The organism is Pseudalkalibacillus berkeleyi, from assembly GCF_021608225.1.
Lineage (GTDB): Bacteria > Bacillota > Bacilli > Bacillales > Fictibacillaceae > Pseudalkalibacillus > Pseudalkalibacillus berkeleyi.
Genome location: NZ_JAKIJS010000001.1, coordinates 2,816,437 through 2,838,239 on the forward strand (window position 1 = coordinate 2,816,437; position 21,803 = coordinate 2,838,239).

Below are 21,803 nucleotides of genomic sequence, written 5' to 3' on the forward strand. Positions count from 1 at the left end.
TGCTCCTTACTTGAATCTTGTACTAGCTTCATCTTAAATCATCCTGTTAACCATTGCCAACCTTTTCACGAGAGCTTCTCTGAATTGTCATTTTTCAAGTTTTGTAAAATGCTCCTGCCTTCCTTTGATTTTTGCAGCATGTCAGCTAAAGACGGAACCCTTTTTAACTCATAGGTTTGGACAGCCTCCATGATCTTTAATTTCACTTCTTGCTCAACATCCTCTTGATACTTTTTTTCTATCGAGTGGATCGAATGCTTAATTTTAGGATCTAAGCGCTTTAACAACTGTTCCATTGCTTGCGAATCATTTCTTTGCGCGTTTCGAACGAGTTCGTCTAGACTTCTCATCTTCATTCCCCTCTTCAATGTGGTCCCCAATCTCCTGCATTGTACTTTCTAAGCTAACAAGACGCCTTTCTAATTGGAACAACAGATACAGCGCAACAACTGCCGGAAACCCTATGTTTGAAATGAGATTAAACCACCCTACTACACTAGCTCCCTCTAGCATGCTGATCACTCTCCATCCATGTTCTGATTTCATTTAACGCTCGCCTATGTGCTTTGGAAATAGATTGTGGGGAGACACATAAAGCCTCTGCAATCCTCCTGAGCTTCCAATTCTTCTGATAATGTAGATGGATCACTTTTTGTTGCAGGTCTGTTAAATTCTTAATCCCCTTCATCAGAACTGGGCACTCGATTTCACTTTTTTCAAATTTGTTCATCAGATAATCCTCACCCACAACGCTTTCAAAAGCTTCGGGTAAAGATTGAAATTGATTCCTACGAAGCTTTCTTATTGTATTAATAGTTTGAAAGTAAATGAACTTAGACATATAGTGAATAAATCTGCATTCAAAACAAAATTGTTGGAAGCGGTGATTGAGCTCCGTGTACCCGTCGATCGTGGGTGAATGAATGAACTGCAGCATGTCCTCCCTATCTTCATCCCGATCCATAAAGGCTGTTAACAAATCTCTCTGTTTCTGAATTTGTCTTAATAAATGTTTGGCTTCTCTCATTTTTGCTTCCCTCCTTTATCTATAAAGCAATAGAATCTCCATAAAAAACAACCGAAAAGCGAACGTTTGTTCTTGTTTAAATTATAAAAAAGCGAACACCCTTTTGCCATAAGGCTTTTAGAGTGTTCTTCCATCGTGTCTAATGTCCTATTTTTCCCAAGTTTGGTTTGATCAGGTGTTCACATTATCCGGGAAATAATTTTGTGAATCACATCATTAATTAAAAGAGAACATGCGAAATAGCCGTTAAGGTTTGCCCAAACGACCTCCATTTATGGGAGCGACACTCGATTTTTTCCGAACAATAACTTACAAGTGCCCTCCCGTTTTCTATATGAACTTGTTAGAAATCAAAGATCGAATCTCCGTTCACATCATCATCTTCTTTTAAACGCTTAGTGGATATGTTTTGCACAGGCGTAGGATTGTTTGTTTTATTTTGGACCGTACGTATAGTAGACGGCTTATCATCCTTTACCTCCATCAACAAATCACAATAAGCCTTAATCGCTGACAGCTCATCACGAACTGAGCTAGAAGATGCGTTCTCATCCACCTCTTCTTTTATTTTCTCAAGGCGGTCAATCATTTTCTGTACAACTATGCTGGACTTTATACTCAAGAGAATCCCTCTTCCTTTACTTCATACTACTATCATTATAAAGGGCTTCTCCCGCAAAGAAAAGTTATCGTGTGGATTGTATTCCCTTCGCTTGATCAGGCTCAAGGTCTTACCGATGGATTTACGATGTGTCCCAAAGCACATTCCTCTTCAGTCGGTAGATACCATTCACACTAAAATTCGGCCTCAAACTTTCTAACAGTTTGCACACCTGCTTTTGTACACGATCAGGGATGTATGTCTTTGCGTCCGATCGGTTCCATTCATGGTGTTTGGTTCGAACTACATGAATAATGGCTAACCACATTACCAAACAATACGTAACCAAATCGCTCATCATATTTCCCCTTACCCCTTTCTCCCTCACAAAATAGTATTTGTGTTCCGAAGCTGATCACACACCTCCTTGGATTCGGAACTTAACATTTTATTCGTCTATGGATAAAAGTATACGAAAAGCTCGTCTCAATGTTTGTCACAATCTGGTAGTTGGGTGCAAGAAATTATCTACAAAAAACTTTTCGATTTGCTACTTCAAGTCAAAGTTATTGGTTCTAAAGTTGAAAGTACTTCAAAATCGCATCGGATTAACACAAGTTAAGACGTAATATCGGTTATGATTCCCATAAAAAAAGAATTGCCAAGTACAAACGGCTCAAAACCGCACGTACTCGACAATTCCCTCTTTGATTTTTTCCTTATAGTTGATTAATAAATTGCTGCCTGATCTTTTCCATTCTTTTACGATTGACGCCAAAATCTGAATATCCTTTACGAGAAGCGGAACGCACCTCGATGACTTTATTTTCTGTATCGAATAAAAATTCTACATCATCTGTAAACCTGAACACTTTAGACTTACACTCCACATGAATATAGTCTGGCTCTTCTTCGACGATTTTTGTTCGTTTCATTTTTTTCAATACATTGACAAGCGTTGCTAACGCATGCTGTGACGACCCATTGTATGAGATGGGTGAAATATAATGGGATTCCTTTTCCGTTTGAGATGAAACACAGTTTGGAGAGGATGGACATTCCTTTAATTGACGCTTGTTCGTCATACTAATCTCCTCCTTCTCTCTTTCTATTCCCCGTTTCACCTGATTTCATAACAAAGAAAGCTCAGCGAAGGCTGAGCCTTAGTTGCAACTGTACTGTGAATGTAACCTTTCATCTATTCAGTTATGATCAGTATCATCAACTCAAAACCATCAAGTTTCATAGGAACAGAAATTACTTTTTCATCTGCTGTAAAAGAAACCGTGTCCACCACTCTAGGCGTAGTAATATCGATGGTAATGTTTTCAGTAGATAAATGCGTCGCGATGTTTCCTGCAAGAATATTTCCTAGCTCCCCCATAAATGAATCAAGCATTTCTCCTTCAAATGGCATGCCGAACATTTTGTTGCCACATTCTCCGAACAATTCACGAGATCCAAGAAATAGTAAAGTGCCATTGATTTCTTTTTCCAAGCCAATCGCGACACCAGCCTGATTTAAGTTTACGGAATCATAACTGCTTTGTGGCTTTCCAACTTCACAATCCATTGGAAGGACAGTCTTCACCACGTTAATCGTACCATTCAGTAAATTAGTCATATGTTCAGTTGCTGCAATCCCCATCTTCAACGATCCCCCAAGAAACCACACAAATATTTACCTTTATATCGACAATAAACGAACGAATTGAAGAAAAAACTGAAAAAGATTTTGTTTGTAGGCTGGTTGTGGACGCCTATTAAGATAAAAGTGAATGTAATGATCAAATATTTGTTCTTGTTCTACCTTCTCAGGCTTCTCAGGTGAAATTCCCGCTCACTCGGGGAACTTCTGCTCTTGCTTGTGGAACTTCTAAGCTTACTCGGGGAACTTTCGCCTTTTCTTAGGGAAAATAATATAAATTTACTACCTAAAAACAGTCAATCTAATAAAGAAAAAACTACTGAGCGCGCTCAGTAGTTTCCTTATTCATCATTAACAACCATTAATGTCGCAGCTGAGTCCTTCTTCTGTCGTGTTTTCAGCTTTTTGTTGTTTTTCAATTTCTGAATCAATAATTTGCGTGAGCCGATCTGCTGGATATAGCCCTTGTAACTTACGATCACCGATAAAGAATGTCGGTACTGCCCGGATATCTTGCTCAGCAGCTTCATTTAGTGCTGCCTTATGAACATCCTTATATTTTCTTGATTCTATCGCTTCTCGGAATTCCTCTGAATCTAATCCAACTTCTTTGGCAAGCTCGACAAGTACATCCACATTACCAAGGTCTTTCCCTTCTACGAAAAAGGCTTTGAGCATGCGGTGATTGTATTCATTCGCTTTATCCTTCCCTTTCGCAAACTGAAAACCTTCGAATGCAAGGTGGGTCCGTGGTTGTACGGGTGGGAAATTCATCTCCACACCAAGCTTTTCTGATAACGGCTTAACAGAATGCTTCCACGCGTTTTGTATATAATCTGAATCGGGATCTATTGGTGGGACCGGTTCAGGTCGCAGTTCAAACGGCTTCCATTCAACTTCTATATCCTTACCTGCCATTGCTTCTTGTAGCGGAGCCTCCGCTAAATAGCAAAATGGTCAAACATAATCTGAATAGATCTGTACTTTTAAAGACATTTAACAATTCCTCCTTCTTGCTTATTTTATAATTGTAAAAGGAAAATACTTTCAAGCCAATTTATTTGCCTAATTTGGTAAAGCGATAAGCTGTAGTCCGGCGTTTTTCATAAAAAAAGACTAGCTCAAACAAACGAGCTAGCCTTCTCAATTCGAACTTTATCTTAATGTTTTCAGTGCGCCTGCTACTTTCGCAACGCGTGCTCCAAGTCTTCCAGCCATTGTCATGTCGACTTCCTTCGGCTGCTCGCCACCTTCAGGTCCTGCAACCGTTGAAGCGGAGTAAGGAGATCCACCAACTGCATCTGACGTTAACTGTTCAGGATTTTCACCGTAAGGGAGACCGACAAAGATCATACCGAAATGCATGAAAGGTACGAATGAAGTCAATGCAGTTGTTTCTTGACCACCATGGATGGAACCAGTGCTTGTGAATACAGCCGTTGCTTTCCCCTCAAGTTCTCCGTTCATCCAAAGGCCACCAGCAGAATCTAAGTATTGCTTCATTTGTGCAGGCATGGAACCATAGCGTGTCGGAATGCCCCAGATAATACCGTCCGCCCATTTAAGATCTTCATGTGTTGCAACAGGAATATCAGATTGCATTTCTTGCGCTTTTACATAATATTCATTCTCAGACATGGCTTTCTCTACTTCAGCGAACTCTTTGATACGAACAATTTTCACTTCCACATCGTCTACTTTTCTAACACCTTCTGCGACTGCCTGTGCCATGTGATAAACGTGTCCAAATGCGCTATAATACGGAATTAAAATTTTCGTTGCCATTTTAATCTCTCCTTTTCATTTAACCTCGTCTCTTATCCCATTCCCAACTCACTTGCTGATTAATCTCTTTTCGTAAAATAATCCTATTTTCGAGTATCTTTAATTCGAGATAATAAGGTAAAGAAAACTTGGCAGATCCAAGCCTATGCGCTTAACGTGCCAAGAAATTAAGAATGCTCTGAATCGGCGTACTTCCCAAGCTTTTTTAGAATCGGTATGATGAGCTGCTTCTCTTCTTCTGTTATGCCTTCCATTGCTTGCTTAAGGACTTTATGGTGGGGCGGAAATATTTCTTCCATTCGTTTTTTCCCTTGCTCAGACAAGTAAGCATGAGTGATCCGGCGGTCATTTGGACATGCTTTTCTTTCTAAGTGCCCTTTTTCTTCTAACTTATCGACGACATACGTAATGCTGCCACTTGCTAGCAGAATTTTTTCTCCAATTTTCTGAAGTGGATGTGGACCCTTATGATAAAGTAATTCCATCACCGCAAATTCCGTTGGATTAAGTCCGTAGCTTTGGATATCTTTGCGAGCTACCTCCATCATAGATTGAGAAGCTTTCGAAAGTACGACAAATAGCTCTAATGATGTGTCCTTCATGATCCATTACTCCCTCAATTTATCTCGAATTCAAGATAATTATAGCGCTCACTATTTTTAAAGTCAAATAAGATGTAAGGGATGACATTTAAGCCATCCCCCTATTCACCTTATGAGATTATTATGCGCCAGCTGATTGTGGCTCTGTTTCCTTACCTTTAATAAAGTACTGGAGGGCGAATAATGCAATAAATACGCCTAGACCGATAAAGTCTGTACTTCCCTCTGGATAAATAAGCATGATACCTGCCCCTAGAGCAACGATACGCTCTGTCCAGTGCGTTTTTCTCAGCCAATAACCGATCATTGCTGCACCAATAGCGATCATACCTGTTAGTGAAGTGAAGACGATCCAAAGGATTTCTGTCCATGTCGTGTCGATCATCATCAATTCAGGTGAATAGACGAAAATGTACGGTATGATGAAGGCTGCTATGGCTAGCTTGGCCGAATTGACCCCGGTTCGCAGAGGTTCTCCCCCTGACACCCCCGAAGCTGCAAAGGCTGCTAACGCAACTGGTGGTGTAATATCGGCTATAATTCCGAAATAGAAAACAAACATATGAGCGGAGAGCACCGGTATGTCTAGTGCGATCAACGCAGGCGCTGCAATCGTCGCCGTAATAACATAGTTCGCTGTTGTTGGTGACCCCATTCCTAAGATCAGGGATGCAATCATCGTGAACAATAGCGTCAAGAATAATATGTCATTAGACAAGGCGATGAGACCGCCAGCCATCTTAAGCCCTAATCCAGTAATCGTTACAACCCCGACGATCATACCTGCAGCTGCTGTCGCAGTCGCAACACCGATTGCTGTACGAGCACCATTGATTAACGCATCTGCATAATCTTTCGGCTTCATTCTTGTTTCTTTATTAATAGAACCAACGACAATTGCTGAAACGATCGACCATAGTGCCGCCTTCGTTACACTCATTCCTGACATTAACAGGATTACGACGACAAAGATTGGTGCAAGGAGGTAGATCTTCTTAAGTACCTCTAATCGATTTGGCATTTCACTTTCTTTAAGTCCACGTAAACCAATCTTCTTCGCTTGGAAATGGGTCATAATCCAGATTCCTGTAAAATACAGTAACGCTGGAATGGTGGCAGCCTTAGCAATTTCCCAGTATGTGATGCCACCACCGATGAACTCTACCATCAAGAAAGCAGCTGCACCCATAATCGGAGGCATTAATTGTCCACCCGTAGAAGCTGCTGCTTCAACTGCACCTGCAAATTCCCTACGGTATCCGAGACGTTTCATCATCGGAATTGTGAAGGAACCTGATGTTACAACGTTTGCAACAGAACTCCCTGAAATGGTTCCTTGCAAAGCACTTGAGAAGATCGCAACTTTCGCTGGTCCTCCAGTCCGTTTACCTGCAATTGCTACAGCTAAATCATTAAAGTATTGACCAACACCCGTTTTAATTAAGAAGGCTCCGAATAATAAGAATAAGAAAATAAAGGTCGATGATACTTTAAGTGGCGTACCTAAGATCCCTTCTGTCGTAAAGAACATCGTTCGAATAATTCGGTCAATGCCTATCCCCTTATGGGCCAAAAATCCTGGCATGATCGGTCCTAAATATGCGTACGAAAGGAACACGGCAGCAATAATAGTAATCGGCAGACCGACAACTCGCCTTGTTGCCTCTAGAACGAGAACAATCGCCAATGCCCCGACTATTAAGTCCGTTAGTTCAAGACGTGCTACTCGCATGACAAGTTGATCTATATTGAGTGGCCAATACAGACCGACCACGACACTGAGTGACGCGAGTAATCCGTCTACCCATGTAATTTGAAAACGCCCTTTTCTCCCTTTCATTTTCGCCTTTTTCGATGCTGGAAAGAGTAAGAAGGCCAATGATAAAGCAAACCCTAAGTGAATCGATCGGTGAATTTGAGGTGAGAAACGATCGATTGTCGATGTGTACAATTGATAAAGAGAAAAGCACAGCAGCCCTATCGTGACGATCCATCCGATGATGCCGGTTAGCTTCCGGTACCCTGCTTCAGGATCGAACTTTGACATAAGTTGGTCTAATTCTTCATCTGATAGTTGTTGATCTTTCTTTAATCCTTTTTCATCCATGAATATCATCTCCTTTCAGCCGCTGCCATAGACTGATCGGCCGAACTTTCAAACGGATCCAAGTGCCGGGTTCAATCCAGTCTTTCAACTGTATTTGCTTTTGACCAACCTTTAACGAATGGTCTGCAATAACTTGTCCCGTTCGCAAGTCGACGTGCGAAAATACACGATTCATATCGGTGATGTAATATACACCATCTTTTACTATGAACTTCTCTTCACCAGTTGCATTCGACGGCATGCCTATTGCAAAATTTTCATAAGCTAGATCAGTTTGAACGATCTCACTTAGATTGTTCACTTCATAATACTCGATTACAGGTGTTCGATGAACGGAATGGGTATACTCGACTTCAAATTCTGTACCATGCTCGACATCCGTATAGACAAGAACATCTCCGCTGTTTTCATATTCGATGGAAAGCACTTGCCCGTATGGGACGTAGGTCAATCCAATAAGCGTGAAACCTAATACACTAATTATGATTAATACTTGATACCGTTTCATAGGGAACACCTAATATTCATTCGTCATGATAAGCAAAAACAAAGTGTCAGACTCCTCCTGAACAACATATCGGTCAGAACCATTCGGTTACCTCAATGTTGTAATGAGCGGAGAGAGTCAGACACTTAAGGGTTAACCCCGTGAATTTGCGATTATTTTAAACCTTTTTCTTTATAGTATTTTTCAGCTCCAGGATGAAGGTCGATTCCGACACCGTTCAATGCATTTTCAGCACTGATCTTTTCACCTTTTGCGTGCTTGATGTCACCAACATTATCGAAAAATGCTTTCGTCAAGTTGTAGACAGCATCTTCACTTAAGTCTTTACGTACTACAAGCATAGCAAGTACGGCAACTGTGTTGACTTCTTCTTCAAGCTGATAAGTTCCAGATGGAATTGTATCTTGTGCATAGTATGGATACTTTTCGCTTAATTCCTTCGCTTTATCATCAGCAATCGGAAGGATACGAACAGGCTTCAATGCTGATAGACCTTCAATTGCACCCGTTGGCGCACCAGAAGTGATGAATGCTGCATCTAGTTCGCCGTCTTGAAGCAATTCAGCAGACTCATCAAATGGTAAGTTCTTTACTTCGATATCATCCGTAGAAATACCGTGTACTTCTAGAATTTGTTTTGCATTTTCAGCTGTTCCACTACCAATGTCACCAATTGAAACACTCTTGCCTTTTAGGTCTTCAACAGATTTAATGTCACTATTTTTCATGACAACAATTTGGATCGTTTCAGGATAAAGTGTACCAATAGCTTGTACATTATCAGACTTTGCGTCTTTAAACATCATTTTTCCTTCTACTGCATAGCTTGCAATATCCGTTTGCGTAAATGCTAAGTCCGCATCACCGTCTTGTAGTGTTTGAATATTTTCTACAGAAGCACCTGACGCTTGCGCGCTAATCGACTTTTCTGTATTCTTTGACATGATTTCTGCGATTTCACCACCAAGTGGGAAATATGTACCACCTGTCCCACCAGTTAGCATGCTTACTTCTTCTGGATCCGCTTCAGCTTCTCCGCCTCCGCCTAGAGATCCACACCCTGCTAAAACAAGTGTAAACGCTAACATTAACACGAAACTTAATGAAAACACATTCCGTTTCATTACCAAACTCCCCCTTTTACAAAATAAATAACGACCTTATTTTATCACAATAAAGCATAGAAGAATAGGGAAAAACTCTCAAATTATCTGATTTTTTCCGCTACTTCTACTTGCCAATCCGACAAACGTGGTCGTTTTCTTACCGTCTGTTCTGGAAAAACAAAAGTCCATGGCATTGAAGCGCCACTAGGTACCTGCACTTGTTTCAGCTGAAAATTCGCTTCCGCAACAACCCCTCTTGTATGTTCACGATAAATAAGGGATAGGTTTTCAGCTGTGAACGTTTCTTCTAATCCGTTTTGAATCAGAACCATTGCAAGGATTGAACCTTGATGATTAAGAGCTACATTAATAGGCGTCCAGGATAGCTCCCCATTCACAACAGGATGACTTTGATGTAATTGTTCAATCGACTCTCGATCACGGGGGGCAATTGCTTTCTCCCATGCTGGGTCGAACAGTAAACGCTCTTCCATGCCCCTCATCAAACCTCTCTTTAGCACAATACTTTTATGATACATGCTAATGAACGGATTAACAAATTCGTAAAGAACACACATTCTACCAAAACCACCTGTTAGTAGTAATATGAGTTATTCAACGAATTTTTATCATAAATAAAGGTGAAAAAGGAGTGACCATTTTTTATGGTCCTCCCGTTTTGCCTAGCCTATTTCCATTTCAAGTTCTTCTATCCGTTTTTCTAGGTACTTCGTATCTTTCTGTGCGTGGAAGGTTTCTGCATTTTCAACAATTACGGATGTGTTGTATTCAGGTATTCCCGCATGCTTTTCATATACCCCTTTTGGAATCAATACGTTTCCTTCAGGCCAATGAACTTGTATATTTCCAGATTTCACATCGACAAATCGTGCTTTCCCGTGGAACAAACCGTGCTTATTATAAACGACAACTGCATCTCCTTGAAGAATGCCATGTTTTTGACCATCGCCTTCATTCATAAGCACGTCGTAACGATCCGCCTCGTTGAATGGATCCTTTTCTGCGTAAATCATTGAGTTGAACTGCTTACCACGTCTTGTCGTTACATAAAAATGTCCTTCTGCTTGCCGTAGCTCGGGGATATCCATCGCTATCAAGTTCCCTTTTCCATCAGGTGTCGGACAAACCCCGTCTTCACAAAGCCATGCGCCACCCCATTGGAAGACGTCACCCTTGTTCTTTAAATTTTGAACACCTTCATAATTTGGTGCAGCCTTTGCCATTTCTTCACGAACTTCAAATGCATCTTTAAAATCTATTAAATGCTGCTCTTCAGGTTTGACTCTTTTCGCAAGGTCAACGTAAATTTCCCACTCGGACCGGGCTTCTTCAATTCTAGGTCCTTTTATTTCTGGTGAAAAATAAACCATACGCTCAGTCGAAGTTGATGTCCCTCCGCCAGGTTGTTCATAACGTGTCATCGCTGGAAGCACGACTACCGCTTCCTTGGCATCAACAAAGGTCGATGTATTGAAAATGATATCTTGATGCACCCGAACATCGACGTTTTCAAGACACGCTTTCACAAAATCAGGATTAGGCATCGTTTCAAGGAAGTTACCTCCTGACATATAGTAGAGTTTCAACTTCCGTTCATGATCCTCTGGGAGTAAAGCATTTTCTAACGATATACCAACGATATCCCCTTGCCATCTTGGAATTTTAAAGTTCCAAACCTGTTCAACTCGCTCGACGTTGGCCTCGTCAAAACCTCCTCCTGGGAGAACAAACGGATCAGCGCCCATTTCACCCGATCCTTGTACACCAGAGTGTCCACGAATCGGCATGACCCCACAATACTCTCTACCTAGGAATCCTCTTAACAGTGCCAGGTTTGCGACTTGAGAAACATTGTCTGTTCCGAAGCGATGCTGCGTTAGTCCCATTGACCAAACAAATACAGCAGACTTCGATTTTGCGAGTAAAATTGCGAGTTCTTCCATTCTCGATTTTGATAGACCTGATGACTTTTCTAGTGTTTCCCAGTCATAGGACTCTACTTTTTCTTTCAGCTTTTCGAATCCGTTAACATGCTCAGCGACGAACGCATGGTTGATTGCTGAACCTTGCTCGCGTTCTTCCATCTCAAACCAATGCTTCATAATTCCATGCATGAAAGCAATATCGCCACCAATGTTCACTTGATAAACATCGTCAGCAATCTTCGTCCCGAACAAAGCTGATTCAGGAATGGATGGAATCCAGTAATTGTCCATAGAAGGCTCATAATAAGGGTTTATGATGATGATTTTCGTACCTTTTCGTTTAGCTGCATACATGTATTTCGTTGAAACGGGCTGGTTATTAGCCGCAACAGAACCCCAGAAAACGAGTACATCGGTGCCAATCCAATCTTTATAATTACAGCTTGATGCGCCAATACCTAGTGAGCGACTAAGCGCAGTTTTTGAAGGTGAATGACAAATGCGGGAAGCATTATCAATATTGTTCGTCCCTAGATAGCGTGCAACCTTTGCAGCTGTGTAATACGATTCATTCGTAATACCTCGTGAGGTGAGGTAAAAACCGTATTGCTTCGGGTCAAGTGCCTTCATTTTATCTGCGACGATATTCAGCGCATCATCCCATGAAAGGCGACTGAACTTCTTTTCCCCTGGCTTTCGAATGAGTGGATACGGAATGCGACCAAGCTTACGTAACTCAGTACTGCTTTTCTTTCGTAGTACGTCAATGTCTGCATGGACGACTTCAGGTTTCATGGCAGGCATCGTGTTAAGCCGAAGTACATTTAGGCGGGTTGTACATAAATGTGGACCTTGCAACGTTTGGTCTTGTAACCCCGATACGCCAAGTGCACAGCCATCACAAACTCCTTGGGTCAATATTCTTGTTGCATACGGGAGGTTGTCCTTATTCTCCCAAGCGACTTTTGCTGTATCGCGTATATGCTTTGGTTTGATTTTACCTAATCCGAACGGAACCTTACTGACCCAAAGAGATGGATCAAGGTCTTTTGCTAGTTTCATTGGGCCTGTGTGTTTTGTTTTTCCCACAAGAATTCCCCTTCCTTCAGCACCTATATGGCTGAATGACAATCTATATTGATAGAGCCTTTTTAAACATACTTTAATAATTTAATAGTAGTATGAAAGCGATATCAATTCAACATTCCTTATAAAGAATCATTATTTCAATGCCATGAAGTGATTTACAAAATAGAGAAGTAGTATAATCTCATTAAATAGCCGCAATATGTATATGAGAAGCTTCTACAGAGGAATCACGAATTATGATGTTGAATGTAATAGGTAGACAATTATAGAAGGGGTTAGAACGTATGAGAAAAAGCTATAAATTACGCAACGATGATTGGTCAGAGAAGGCAACTGTCTTCGATCTCCAAAAGGTAATGAATAATGGCGAGCTTACTTCCTTACAGTTAGTGAGTCGCTGCCTAGAAAATATAGCCAAGCACAACCATAGTGGAGCAAACTTAAACGCAGTGTTAGAGGTAAACCCAGAAGCCTTGCAAATCGCGGAGACATTGGATGCAGAGCGGAAAATCAGAGGTATGAGAGGTCCTCTTCACGGCATCCCTGTTTTATTAAAGGATAATATCGAAACAGCAGATCGGATGCATACGAGTGCAGGATCGCTCGCCTTATCCGATCACTATGCGAGCGAGGATGCTACAATCGTACAAAAATTACGCCAAGCAGGAGCAGTCATCATAGGAAAGGCGAACATGACGGAGTGGGCGAACTTCATGAGTATGTCTATGAAAAATGGATATAGCTCACGAGGAGGGCAAGTTCTTAACCCTTATGGAAGTGAATTCGATGTCGGTGGTTCGAGCTCTGGTTCAGCTGTTGGAGTCGCAGCACATTTCGCTACACTGTCTGTCGGGACTGAAACTTCAGGCTCTATTTTGAGTCCGGCAAGCCAGAACAACGTTGTAGGTATAAAGCCAACCGTTGGACTAATAAGTCGTACCGGAATCATCCCCCTATCTCATAGCCAAGATACAGCTGGTCCAATGGCTAAATCGGTTACCGATGCCGCAATCTTACTTGGCTCGATGACTGGACAAGACGACCAGGATATGATTACCCAGACTAGTATCGAGAGAAGCTTTCGTGATTTTACAATTTATCTAAATGCGCATGCGCTACAAGGGGCTCGAATCGGAATCTGTCGTAGCCTTTACATAGATATTTTACCCGAACCACAACGAATCGTGATGGAAAATGAAATTGAAAGATTAAAGGAAGCAGGCGCGATCATTATTGAGCTTGAATCTGTTTCTCCTATGGAAATGGACGAACAATGGGATTTCAACGTATTACTTTATGAGTTCAAGTCAGATTTGAATGCCTATTTACAAAAATGTCATCCTTCCTTACCTGTTCATTCATTATCTGACGTCATTCAATTCAATGAACAAAACGAGGACAGCGCGTTAAAGTATGGTCAAGATATCTTGATTCAGTCGAACGAGACTTCTGGAACGATGACAGAATCCGCGTATTTGGAAAGCCGATTGAGAGACCTACAGCTGTCGAGGACACGCGGAATCGATGTCGTCATGGAAGAGCATCAATTGAATGCCCTGCTGTTTCCGAATTCGAATGGAGCAGGCGTACCAGCTAAGGCGGGTTACCCTTCAATTACTGTACCTGGTGGATTTACAAGTGACGGCCAGCCAGTCGGTGTCACGTTTACCGGAAAAGCGTATACAGAATCAACGTTAATTGCCCTAGGATATGCGTATGAACAACTGACAAAGCATCGGAAAGCACCTAGATTGAAAGCTTAGCTTTGGGCCGACTTTTGTAGCTTGTATTCCCTGATCTTTTGCTTGATGTCTTCAGGCCACCAAGCTCCACAATCATCTGACACGACACATGCTGCACATGTTTCAATATCATAAACCACCATCCCTGTGATCGGTGGTGAATAAAGGTGCAAGGTGACTAGATCCGATTTTGCTGGGTCGGTCATCTTGTGCACCCCTTTTTTCGGAGCAAAGAACAGCCTGCCGCTTTTCTTATATTCGGAAAAAAGTTCTACAGGGAGTTCATCCCCCTTCACTTCATACACTGTGTTTCTAGATATACCATTCATCACCTGAATCCAACCATAAGAATCTCCGTGGTCATGCGGAGCACATTCAATATCTGACCAATTCATGACTAGCATTTCGACATTTTCGTCTTGATAAAGAAGCTTTCTATAATAGGGCTTGCCTTTTGGATCTTTCAAATACGGAACTAATTCTTCATACTGGACATCGAGTTCTTCTAAAGCCCCTTTTAACGACTCTTTTGAGGTGGATTGAATTTGTCCGAAAATCCCTTCTATACGTTTTAATATTTCCATTCGTATCCTCCATCCTGTTTGTCAACTCTTGTTCTTCCACATCAAACGGTGTACAAACATCAGCAATTGCCCATTCACTAAAATGACTCCTACTATAATCATAAGACCACCTAGAACACTTATGATGAATATTTTCTCATTGAGCAAGAGCACTGCTGCAATCAATGTGGCTATCGGTTCCAAATACAGAAAAACTGAAACCTGGGAAGCATCGAGAACATCCAATGCTTTCGCCCAATACCAGTAAGCAACTCCTGAAACGAATATTCCGAGGAACAATAAATGGGACCACTCACTAATCGAGAGTAGCGTCAGTTTGGTCCACCCTTTGTTACGAATGATAAATGGGGTCGTCAATATGAAACCTATTGTGCTCATGTAAAAAGTAAGTACAAGTGGCGGAATAGGTACACTCAACTTTTTCAATAATACGGAATAAACCGCCCAATTCAAGGTACTTAAAATCATAAGAAGATAACCGATATTCAAAGATAGGTTGAATGAGCCACCCGTACCTTTCGTTGTGACCATAAGCACACCGAAGACCGCTACCGTCATCCCAATCGCTTTGCGGAAAGTCATTTTTTCATGAAGGAATAGCATCGCAAGTATGACGGTGAATATGGGTGAAAAAGAAATGAGCCACCCTGCAGATGAAGCATCGATCGTCATGAGTGCCGTAGCCTGAAACACTTGATGGATGAAAACCCCTAATATGCCAAGAACGATTAAATGCGGAATGTAGGATAGGGGTATTCTCAGTTTTTCACCTAACGCAATCATGAGTACGAATAAGAATAATGAACCGATCCCAAAACGAAGGACGAGCAATGTAAAAGGATCGAGTTTATCCAATACTGCTTTCGTAGAGACAAACGAAACTCCCCAGAATGTAATCGACATGGTTGCATATAGGGATGATGCAAGCTTCATTTTGTATGGAATCATGACGTGTTCTCCTCAAATAAGTCCTATAAGACCATCCTATGCCTGTCCATCCGAGGCATGTCTAAATCATAAGAACAAATCGAGGAAATAAAAAAAGGACTGAATGAAATAGTCAGTCCCCCTTTAGCTATTCAAAAGTCCCTTTCACAACCGCTACTTTGTCTTTTACCATCAGGGTTCCTTTTGCAAATACCGTGTTGATGATAAGAGAGTCTTTATCTAAGATGACGATATCTGCGTCATTTCCCTTTTTGATACGACCTTTTTGTTTCAGCTTAAGGATATGCGCTGGCGTAGAGGTGACGACTTGAATCGCTGTTTCTAGTGGAATACCCTCATCTAACACCGCATCGCGCACTTCTTTAAATAAGCTCGACACCTTTCCTAGCTTTAATCCTTTTAATTCGCCATTTGCATCAAACTCAGGTAAGCTCGCTTGACCGTCAGAGGTGAAGGAGATTTGTTCAATCGGCACACCCGCATCAAGCATGCGTTTAAGACCTGAACTACACTTCACTTCTCCTTCCTCAAGGAATTTTGGAATCGTACTGGTCGTAAAGTCGACGTATCCACCCTTTTTTGCATAAGTAATACCAGCTTCGAACAATTTTCCGTTTCTATTGATATGGGTAGGATAAAATTGTTTGATTGGGATATCGGTCGTTTCGACAACTTCCTCTAATAAATTCAGGCAGTCTGGACTGTCTCCCACATGGACATTTACGATGCCCGATTTACCTGATAAGAGACCTCCTAAACGAGCTGCAGAAGCGATTTTCGCCATTTCTTCAACAGTCGGCTGGGATGATCGGTGGTCTGAAATCGCAATTTCTCCAGCTCCGATCACTTTGTCGACGAGTATGATGTCATCTTCAATTTTACCGGTTAGCGTTTTTACGGGAACTTGATAGGACCCCGTTTGGACAAAGCAAGTAATCCCTTCTTCTTCAAGTCCTCTCGCCTTTGCGATTAAGCTCGTCATCGTCCTCGTTGTACCATCAGTTCCGATGACTCCGATCACTGTCGTAATACCAGATAATGTAGCATCCGTCAGCATGAGTTCAGGCGTTCTTGTTTTGTAGCTGCCTTCTCCACCGCCACCTATGATATGTACGTGAGAATCAATGAACCCAGGAACTATCAAATGACCTTCCGCATCTATTACCTCCACATGCTCTCTGAAAAAATCGCCTTGCAAATCGATTCGATCATCTATGAATCCGATTTTGTTATCGACGATTAGAAGATCCTTTTTCCCAAGATATTCTGGCGCATATATCTCAGCATTTTGAATTAAAGTTAGCATGATGGAAGCCTCTTTTCATGTGAAGTAGCCTTTTTCTGGGATCAAAATTTCGTTTTTCTAGATAATTTCCAATTTTTCTAGATAAAATCTGTTTTTTCTAGATAATTTCTTGTTTTTCTAGATAACTCCTATTTTTTCTAGATAACAGCGCTTTATGCCCTTTCGATAGAGTCTCCTACACGTATCTCACCCGTTTTCTTGACCGATGCATACACGCCGAAGATATTTTTGTTTTCTTTTACAACGGTTTTGAGCACATTTGCGTCTATTTCTTTCGTAATTGAATCAACATTGACATAAGAACATCGTTCACAGCCCTTTTCAATCTTCAAAACAACATCGTTGATCGTAAGCTCTTCCCCGATCCATTGTTCTTCTAAAAATGGCGTATCTTTTTCAAAATCAATGATCAAATTGGGACGAAATCGGAGCATATCCAGCTGTTCACGCTTCGATAACTCCTTCATTTTCTCTAGTGAAGAGGTGCTTGCAATCAGAAGCGGATATTCCCAGTAGCTCGTTTGCCCCTCTGCGATGTTCATTGAAGCTAATGTAACGTGGAGCCCTGCCTTATCTGAAAAGTGAGAATCAACCTCTTCTAATTTTTCGCTTGAAAAAATGTTTTCGTTTTCTGAAATCGAAAGTGTACCGTTTGATTTCAGATTCACACCATAATTAAGTAAGAACGGATACTTAGGTATGGTTAGATAGTCACCGGGCTGACCTTTCTTCTCCCATGCAAATATATGATCACCTTCGACACCATGAGTATGTATACGTACTGCTTCCATATATTCACCTTGCATCGATTTAACTGGATAACGAACGATTTGTTTTACTTTCGCCAAATGAATCCCCTCCATTCCACTTCTCTATTAATATATACAAAGGATCGGTATGCAAATCCTTTTTCATATTAAAAAAAGCGATTACGTTTTTGAGTAATCGCTCCCTTATACGATTAGAAAATCTCACCGATCAACCTTCCTAAACCTCTTAGCATCCAATAACTGATTCTTAGAGGCAAAAGAATCAACTCAGGTATCCAGAACATGACATCTACAAGTAAATCTGAAAATGTATAACGACCTTTACCTTTTCTAGCTTTTCTCGTCCTTGCCTTCTTTCTGTTCCACCATTCTTTCATGTATTTGCCTCCCATAAACTAAAAAAAGAGACTGACTCCTAAGCCAGCCCCTTCCTATCATGTTTGTAGTCGTTGTTGAAATTTGTGGACGCGTGGCGCAAATAACTGTACGAGCGGGCCAATCGTAAACGTTACAATCAGAGTACCTAACCCAATCGGTCCACTGAAGAAAAAGGCGGCGACAAGTGCAGATAGCTCTCCAATCGTTTTGGCTACACCCATACTCACGCCAAGTCGTTCTTGAATCGCAAGCATCAATTTATCAATTGGAATGAGCGGAAACTTCGCTTGTAAGTAAACAGCTATACCAAACGAAAGTATAATCACTCCGATTATAAATACCGCAATCTGTTCCCATAAATCGCTTGCTTGATATGTGTCAAATACGACGAGAAGCCACCCGTCTATAAATACCCCAGCAAGGAATATTGTAAAAACAGCGAGAAAGTCTGGTCGTGTTTTCAGAAGAATCGCGTTTAGACCGATGAGGACGATTCCGACAATGAAGACCCAGCTCCCAACTGTCAAACCAACTGTTTTAGAAAGTCCTACATTGAGGGCATCCCAAGCTCCAGTCCCTAGTTCTGCTTTTATCGTTAAACTTACACCGAATGAAATTAAACTCAGTCCAAGTACAAAGCTAATTAACCGTACGATGAATGATTTCATGTTGTTGTTCCTCCATAGTAAAATTCATCTATCCATCATACCACGTTCTATGTTTATAGTGAATTGTCAGTTTCTTGCATTTCGAAGTCGGATCATCGAAAAGTTTAGAGTGGAGCCCAATACCTCCTCCTTCACTTTATGAAGAGTAGGAACTAACCTTAATTCTACTCCTTCATTTAACAACATTTTAGTTAAACTATTCAGACGATCCACACGCCTCGGCTCAACAATTGAGCGCGAAGTATAATATCCAGCATTTTCGTCGAAACATGAAAAGGATTGAGCTGAAAACGTGTATTGATATAAAGCAACATCTTCTAATCGGTAAAACCAATCCGCTTCTATTACGATGACCATTCTCGTATTGAGTTGAAATGCTTCAACATCCTGTTCCGTTGTTCCTCCCCCTTTCCAATACGCAATCCTTGGACATTGTCTTGGAAAATAATAAAGCGGTCGATGTGTTTCATCGATCGCCCAAACCATTGGAGGCTCGTCAGGAAATGATGGAGACAATCGGGGTTCAAACCGTTTAATAGTAGCGTCTTCGCTGTAATGAAAATAGTTTGTCACTCATCTCGACCTTCAATAAAAGATAAGTGATTCGTACAGTTCAACAGCTTCATATCACAGGATTGATCTGTAAATTCGACAATTGATAATGAGGTATTGTCTAGTCGGCATTTTTCAAATCGCTGTTCGAGCAAATACACAAACATATCATTCAAGAAGGCACCATGACTTACGACAATTACCTTTTGTCCTTCGTGTTTCGAACGTATTTCTTCAATAAAACCTCCTGCTCTTTCAATTACGGCGTCTGTTTTTTCAATATTAAGGTTACGGTCTTTCCAGCCTGGTCCAAACTGTGCTACACGTTCTTCTTCCGTTGTTCCTTCCATGTCACCAAACGATATTTCTCTTAGCCTCTCATCAGGCTTCACCTGAATATCAAGGACTTCGGCTACTGCTTCAGCCGTCGTCTTCGCTCGACTTAAGTCACTCGTATAAATGGCATCCCACTTTTCGCCACTAAATCTACGTCCTAGAGCTTTCGCTTGTAACATCCCTTCTTCATTCAAAGGAACGTCAGACTGACCTTGTGCTCTTCTTTCTAAATTCCAATCCGTAACCCCATGACGGATAAAAGCAATTGTTGTCATCATACATCCTCCTCTAGAAAAAATGCGAGATTCCCTATATTCCATAAAGGAAGGGCGACCTCCTGCAACATGTCAAAAAAACAGTCAAAAAAAAGAAAAACTGCAGTCACCTGCAGCTCTGTTTTTAAGTTATTATCCCGTCATCACTTGGTTCTTCCCGTTTCGCTTTGCATCGTACAATAAGGAATCCGCTTTTTCAAAAAATACTTCCTTGCCACTTTTTGCTTCATATTCTTGGAGTCCTATACTCACCGTCACACTCTCACCTTCTAGGACCCGGTAAGATATGCTTTCGATCTTCCTTCGAATCTCTTCGACCAATCCAATCGTTTTTTCCATAGGCTTACCTACAAAGAGGACGATGAATTCCTCTCCTCCATATCGGGCTGCAAAGTCATCCGCTGTGATTTCGTTTTTAATTAAATCCGAAATTTCCTTCAATACTTCATCCCCAGCACGGTGTCCGTATGTATCGTTAACCCGCTTGAAGTTATCAATGTCGAAGATTGCCATCTGAATGGAAAAATGAAACTGCGCATGATGAGCTAACAATTCATCCATAAATTGATGGAAGGAAATTTGGTTATACATACCTGTCAAAGAGTCTGTCTTTGTCAGCTTCTCCATTAGCGTGTTTTTCACGAGCAACTCTTGCTGAGCAACGATTGATTGACGGTAATGCCCGGCTAACTCTAGTCCACGCTCCATAATACCAATAACTGCAATGGCCGCTATGATCAACATCGCCATCATCGTAAATTGATCGATAATGCTAATACCTGTCCTAAGCACAGGTTGGACTAACGTGAGTAAGCTATAACTTACAATGGTCGCTGCTGTCGAAAAGATGATTATATTTCTCCTGAAATATGCACCTGAAACAAGGATGGGCAGAAATAGGGCAGAACGAAGGATGATAATATCCGGGCGACTATAAATAAAATTGAGTGCAATAAACAAACCAGCAAGTACAATAATCAAGTCGATATGTTTGCTCATCCTTTTCACACTTAACTCGCTGAATAGCACAAATATCAAACCAAATCCACTCGGAATAAGGACGTAATAAATTAAGTACTCACCCAATGGTACAGCTGTGAAATTGTAATTAATCAGTTTAATAATGAATGCAAGTCCGATGACAACCCAGTAGACGTTTAGGATTTTCCGATTTAACTTTTTGCTGTCGAGACCTGAATGCCCCATTGCCCACCCCACCTGTTAATAATATGGAGAAATCATGATGTACACCAATACTCCTGTAAGGCTGACATAAAGCCATAATGGCATGGTCCACCTTGCAATCTTCCGGTGCTTTTCCACTTGCATCGTTAAACCACGTACTAGTGATAACAATGCCAGCGGTACAATGACTGCCGCAAGAATGATATGGGTAATCAAAATAAAGTAATAAATATATTTCAGCGGGCCCTCTCCACCAAAAGAAGTTGATTCCGCTAAGTAATGGTACGATACATATGAAATCAAGAATAGTGCGGTACTCGTAAATGCCGCAAAAATGAACCTACGATGTAACGCGATATTTTTTCGCAAAATAAACCACAAAGCTGCTAGTAAAAAGACGAAAGTGAAGCTATTAAACACCGCATTTAGCAAAGGTAAGATTGTTATATCAAACCCTGTCTCACCCTGATACTCTGGTAAAAAGAACAAGACGACAACAAGTGCGTTAATGACAATTGATAATAAAACGACGATGCCTGTATAACTTTTTTGAGATTTTTGTGCTACCATAATTGGTTCCTCTCCTATACATTAAGTCCTTAAATAAGAATATAGGATGTTCACCACTATCGGCAACTAT

At 41.2% G+C, this 21,803-nt stretch carries 24 protein-coding genes and 1 pseudogene; 1 reads left to right on the plus strand and 24 read right to left on the minus strand.

Annotated features, from left to right (window positions below; genetic code table 11):
- Positions 1-65 precede the first annotated feature (65 nt).
- From L2716_RS14625 to L2716_RS14690, 14 genes and pseudogenes are all read right to left on the minus strand, one after another.
- Positions 66-350, minus strand: coding sequence for a helix-turn-helix domain-containing protein (locus L2716_RS14625; RefSeq protein WP_236337586.1), 285 nt, complete (start codon positions 348-350; stop codon positions 66-68).
- Positions 307-513, minus strand: coding sequence for a YvrJ family protein (locus L2716_RS14630; RefSeq protein WP_236337588.1), 207 nt, complete (start codon positions 511-513; stop codon positions 307-309). The genes L2716_RS14625 and L2716_RS14630 overlap by 44 nt, the downstream gene beginning before the upstream one ends.
- Positions 497-1,027, minus strand: coding sequence for a sigma-70 family RNA polymerase sigma factor (locus tag L2716_RS14635; protein WP_236337597.1), 531 nt, complete (start codon positions 1,025-1,027; stop codon positions 497-499). The genes L2716_RS14630 and L2716_RS14635 overlap by 17 nt, the downstream gene beginning before the upstream one ends.
- Before the next feature lie 343 nt (positions 1,028-1,370).
- On the minus strand, positions 1,371-1,649 hold the full coding sequence (locus tag L2716_RS14640; RefSeq protein WP_236337599.1) for a YwdI family protein: 279 nt from the start codon (positions 1,647-1,649) through the stop codon (positions 1,371-1,373).
- A gap of 698 nt (positions 1,650-2,347) precedes the next feature.
- Positions 2,348-2,713 (minus strand): DUF1499 domain-containing protein, encoded by a 366-nt coding sequence (locus tag L2716_RS14645; RefSeq protein WP_236337601.1) that lies wholly within the window; start codon positions 2,711-2,713, stop codon positions 2,348-2,350.
- Positions 2,714-2,826: 113 nt separating this feature from the next.
- Positions 2,827-3,252, minus strand: coding sequence for a chemotaxis protein CheX (locus L2716_RS14650; RefSeq protein WP_236337602.1), 426 nt, complete (start codon positions 3,250-3,252; stop codon positions 2,827-2,829).
- A 375-nt stretch (positions 3,253-3,627) separates the two neighbouring features.
- Positions 3,628-4,221, minus strand: a pseudogene (locus L2716_RS14655) (DsbA family oxidoreductase); the annotation flags it as partial.
- A gap of 210 nt (positions 4,222-4,431) precedes the next feature.
- Positions 4,432-5,061 (minus strand): NAD(P)H:quinone oxidoreductase, encoded by a 630-nt coding sequence (gene wrbA / locus L2716_RS14660; protein WP_236337604.1) that lies wholly within the window; start codon positions 5,059-5,061, stop codon positions 4,432-4,434.
- Between the two features lie 167 nt (positions 5,062-5,228).
- The gene (locus tag L2716_RS14665; protein ID WP_236337605.1) at positions 5,229-5,663 is read right to left on the minus strand and encodes a MarR family winged helix-turn-helix transcriptional regulator; all 435 of its coding nucleotides are present in this window, start codon (positions 5,661-5,663) and stop codon (positions 5,229-5,231) included.
- A 121-nt stretch (positions 5,664-5,784) separates the two neighbouring features.
- Positions 5,785-7,770: a TRAP transporter permease gene (locus L2716_RS14670; protein WP_236337606.1), complete on the minus strand. Its 1,986-nt coding sequence runs from the start codon at positions 7,768-7,770 to the stop codon at positions 5,785-5,787.
- A complete protein-coding gene (locus L2716_RS14675; RefSeq protein WP_236337607.1) occupies positions 7,763-8,278 on the minus strand; it encodes a DUF1850 domain-containing protein in 516 nt (171 codons plus the stop codon). The genes L2716_RS14670 and L2716_RS14675 overlap by 8 nt, the downstream gene beginning before the upstream one ends.
- 152 nt (positions 8,279-8,430) lie before the next feature.
- Complete coding sequence (locus L2716_RS14680) at positions 8,431-9,402, minus strand: TAXI family TRAP transporter solute-binding subunit (protein WP_236337608.1); 972 nt, start codon at positions 9,400-9,402, stop codon at positions 8,431-8,433.
- A gap of 83 nt (positions 9,403-9,485) precedes the next feature.
- Positions 9,486-9,878, minus strand: a complete 393-nt coding sequence (locus L2716_RS14685; protein ID WP_236337609.1) for an SLAP domain-containing protein — start codon at positions 9,876-9,878, stop codon at positions 9,486-9,488.
- Positions 9,879-10,067: 189 nt separating this feature from the next.
- Positions 10,068-12,419 (minus strand): FdhF/YdeP family oxidoreductase, encoded by a 2,352-nt coding sequence (locus L2716_RS14690; protein WP_236337610.1) that lies wholly within the window; start codon positions 12,417-12,419, stop codon positions 10,068-10,070.
- Between the two features lie 284 nt (positions 12,420-12,703).
- Here L2716_RS14690 and L2716_RS14695 point away from each other — a divergent pair, with 284 nt between their 5' ends.
- A complete protein-coding gene (locus tag L2716_RS14695; protein WP_236337611.1) occupies positions 12,704-14,182 on the plus strand; it encodes an amidase family protein in 1,479 nt (492 codons plus the stop codon).
- Here L2716_RS14695 and L2716_RS14700 read toward each other — a convergent pair.
- The 10 genes from L2716_RS14700 to L2716_RS14745 form a co-directional block, all read right to left on the minus strand.
- Positions 14,179-14,745 (minus strand): cysteine dioxygenase, encoded by a 567-nt coding sequence (locus L2716_RS14700; RefSeq protein WP_236337612.1) that lies wholly within the window; start codon positions 14,743-14,745, stop codon positions 14,179-14,181. The two genes, L2716_RS14695 and L2716_RS14700, sit on opposite strands and share 4 nt — an antisense overlap.
- Positions 14,746-14,766: 21 nt before the next feature.
- Positions 14,767-15,693 (minus strand): DMT family transporter, encoded by a 927-nt coding sequence (locus L2716_RS14705; protein WP_236337613.1) that lies wholly within the window; start codon positions 15,691-15,693, stop codon positions 14,767-14,769.
- 127 nt (positions 15,694-15,820) lie between these two features.
- Complete coding sequence (iadA, locus tag L2716_RS14710) at positions 15,821-16,999, minus strand: beta-aspartyl-peptidase (RefSeq protein WP_236337614.1); 1,179 nt, start codon at positions 16,997-16,999, stop codon at positions 15,821-15,823.
- 152 nt (positions 17,000-17,151) lie between these two features.
- Positions 17,152-17,847 carry an MOSC domain-containing protein gene (locus L2716_RS14715; protein WP_236337615.1) on the minus strand — a complete coding sequence of 232 codons (696 nt, stop codon included), beginning with the start codon at positions 17,845-17,847 and terminating at the stop codon, positions 17,152-17,154.
- 113 nt (positions 17,848-17,960) lie between these two features.
- On the minus strand, positions 17,961-18,146 hold the full coding sequence (locus L2716_RS14720; protein WP_236337616.1) for a hypothetical protein: 186 nt from the start codon (positions 18,144-18,146) through the stop codon (positions 17,961-17,963).
- 57 nt (positions 18,147-18,203) lie between these two features.
- Positions 18,204-18,815 carry a YczE/YyaS/YitT family protein gene (locus L2716_RS14725; protein ID WP_236337617.1) on the minus strand — a complete coding sequence of 204 codons (612 nt, stop codon included), beginning with the start codon at positions 18,813-18,815 and terminating at the stop codon, positions 18,204-18,206.
- A 66-nt stretch (positions 18,816-18,881) separates the two neighbouring features.
- Positions 18,882-19,388, minus strand: a complete 507-nt coding sequence (locus tag L2716_RS14730; protein WP_236337618.1) for a DUF6886 family protein — start codon at positions 19,386-19,388, stop codon at positions 18,882-18,884.
- Complete coding sequence (locus tag L2716_RS14735; RefSeq protein WP_236337619.1) at positions 19,385-19,978, minus strand: histidine phosphatase family protein; 594 nt, start codon at positions 19,976-19,978, stop codon at positions 19,385-19,387. Before L2716_RS14735 ends, L2716_RS14730 begins: the two co-directional genes overlap by 4 nt.
- Before the next feature lie 132 nt (positions 19,979-20,110).
- Positions 20,111-21,184: a GGDEF domain-containing protein gene (locus L2716_RS14740; protein ID WP_236337620.1), complete on the minus strand. Its 1,074-nt coding sequence runs from the start codon at positions 21,182-21,184 to the stop codon at positions 20,111-20,113.
- A 15-nt stretch (positions 21,185-21,199) separates the two neighbouring features.
- Positions 21,200-21,733, minus strand: coding sequence for a DUF420 domain-containing protein (locus L2716_RS14745; protein WP_236337621.1), 534 nt, complete (start codon positions 21,731-21,733; stop codon positions 21,200-21,202).
- Positions 21,734-21,803 lie beyond the last annotated feature (70 nt).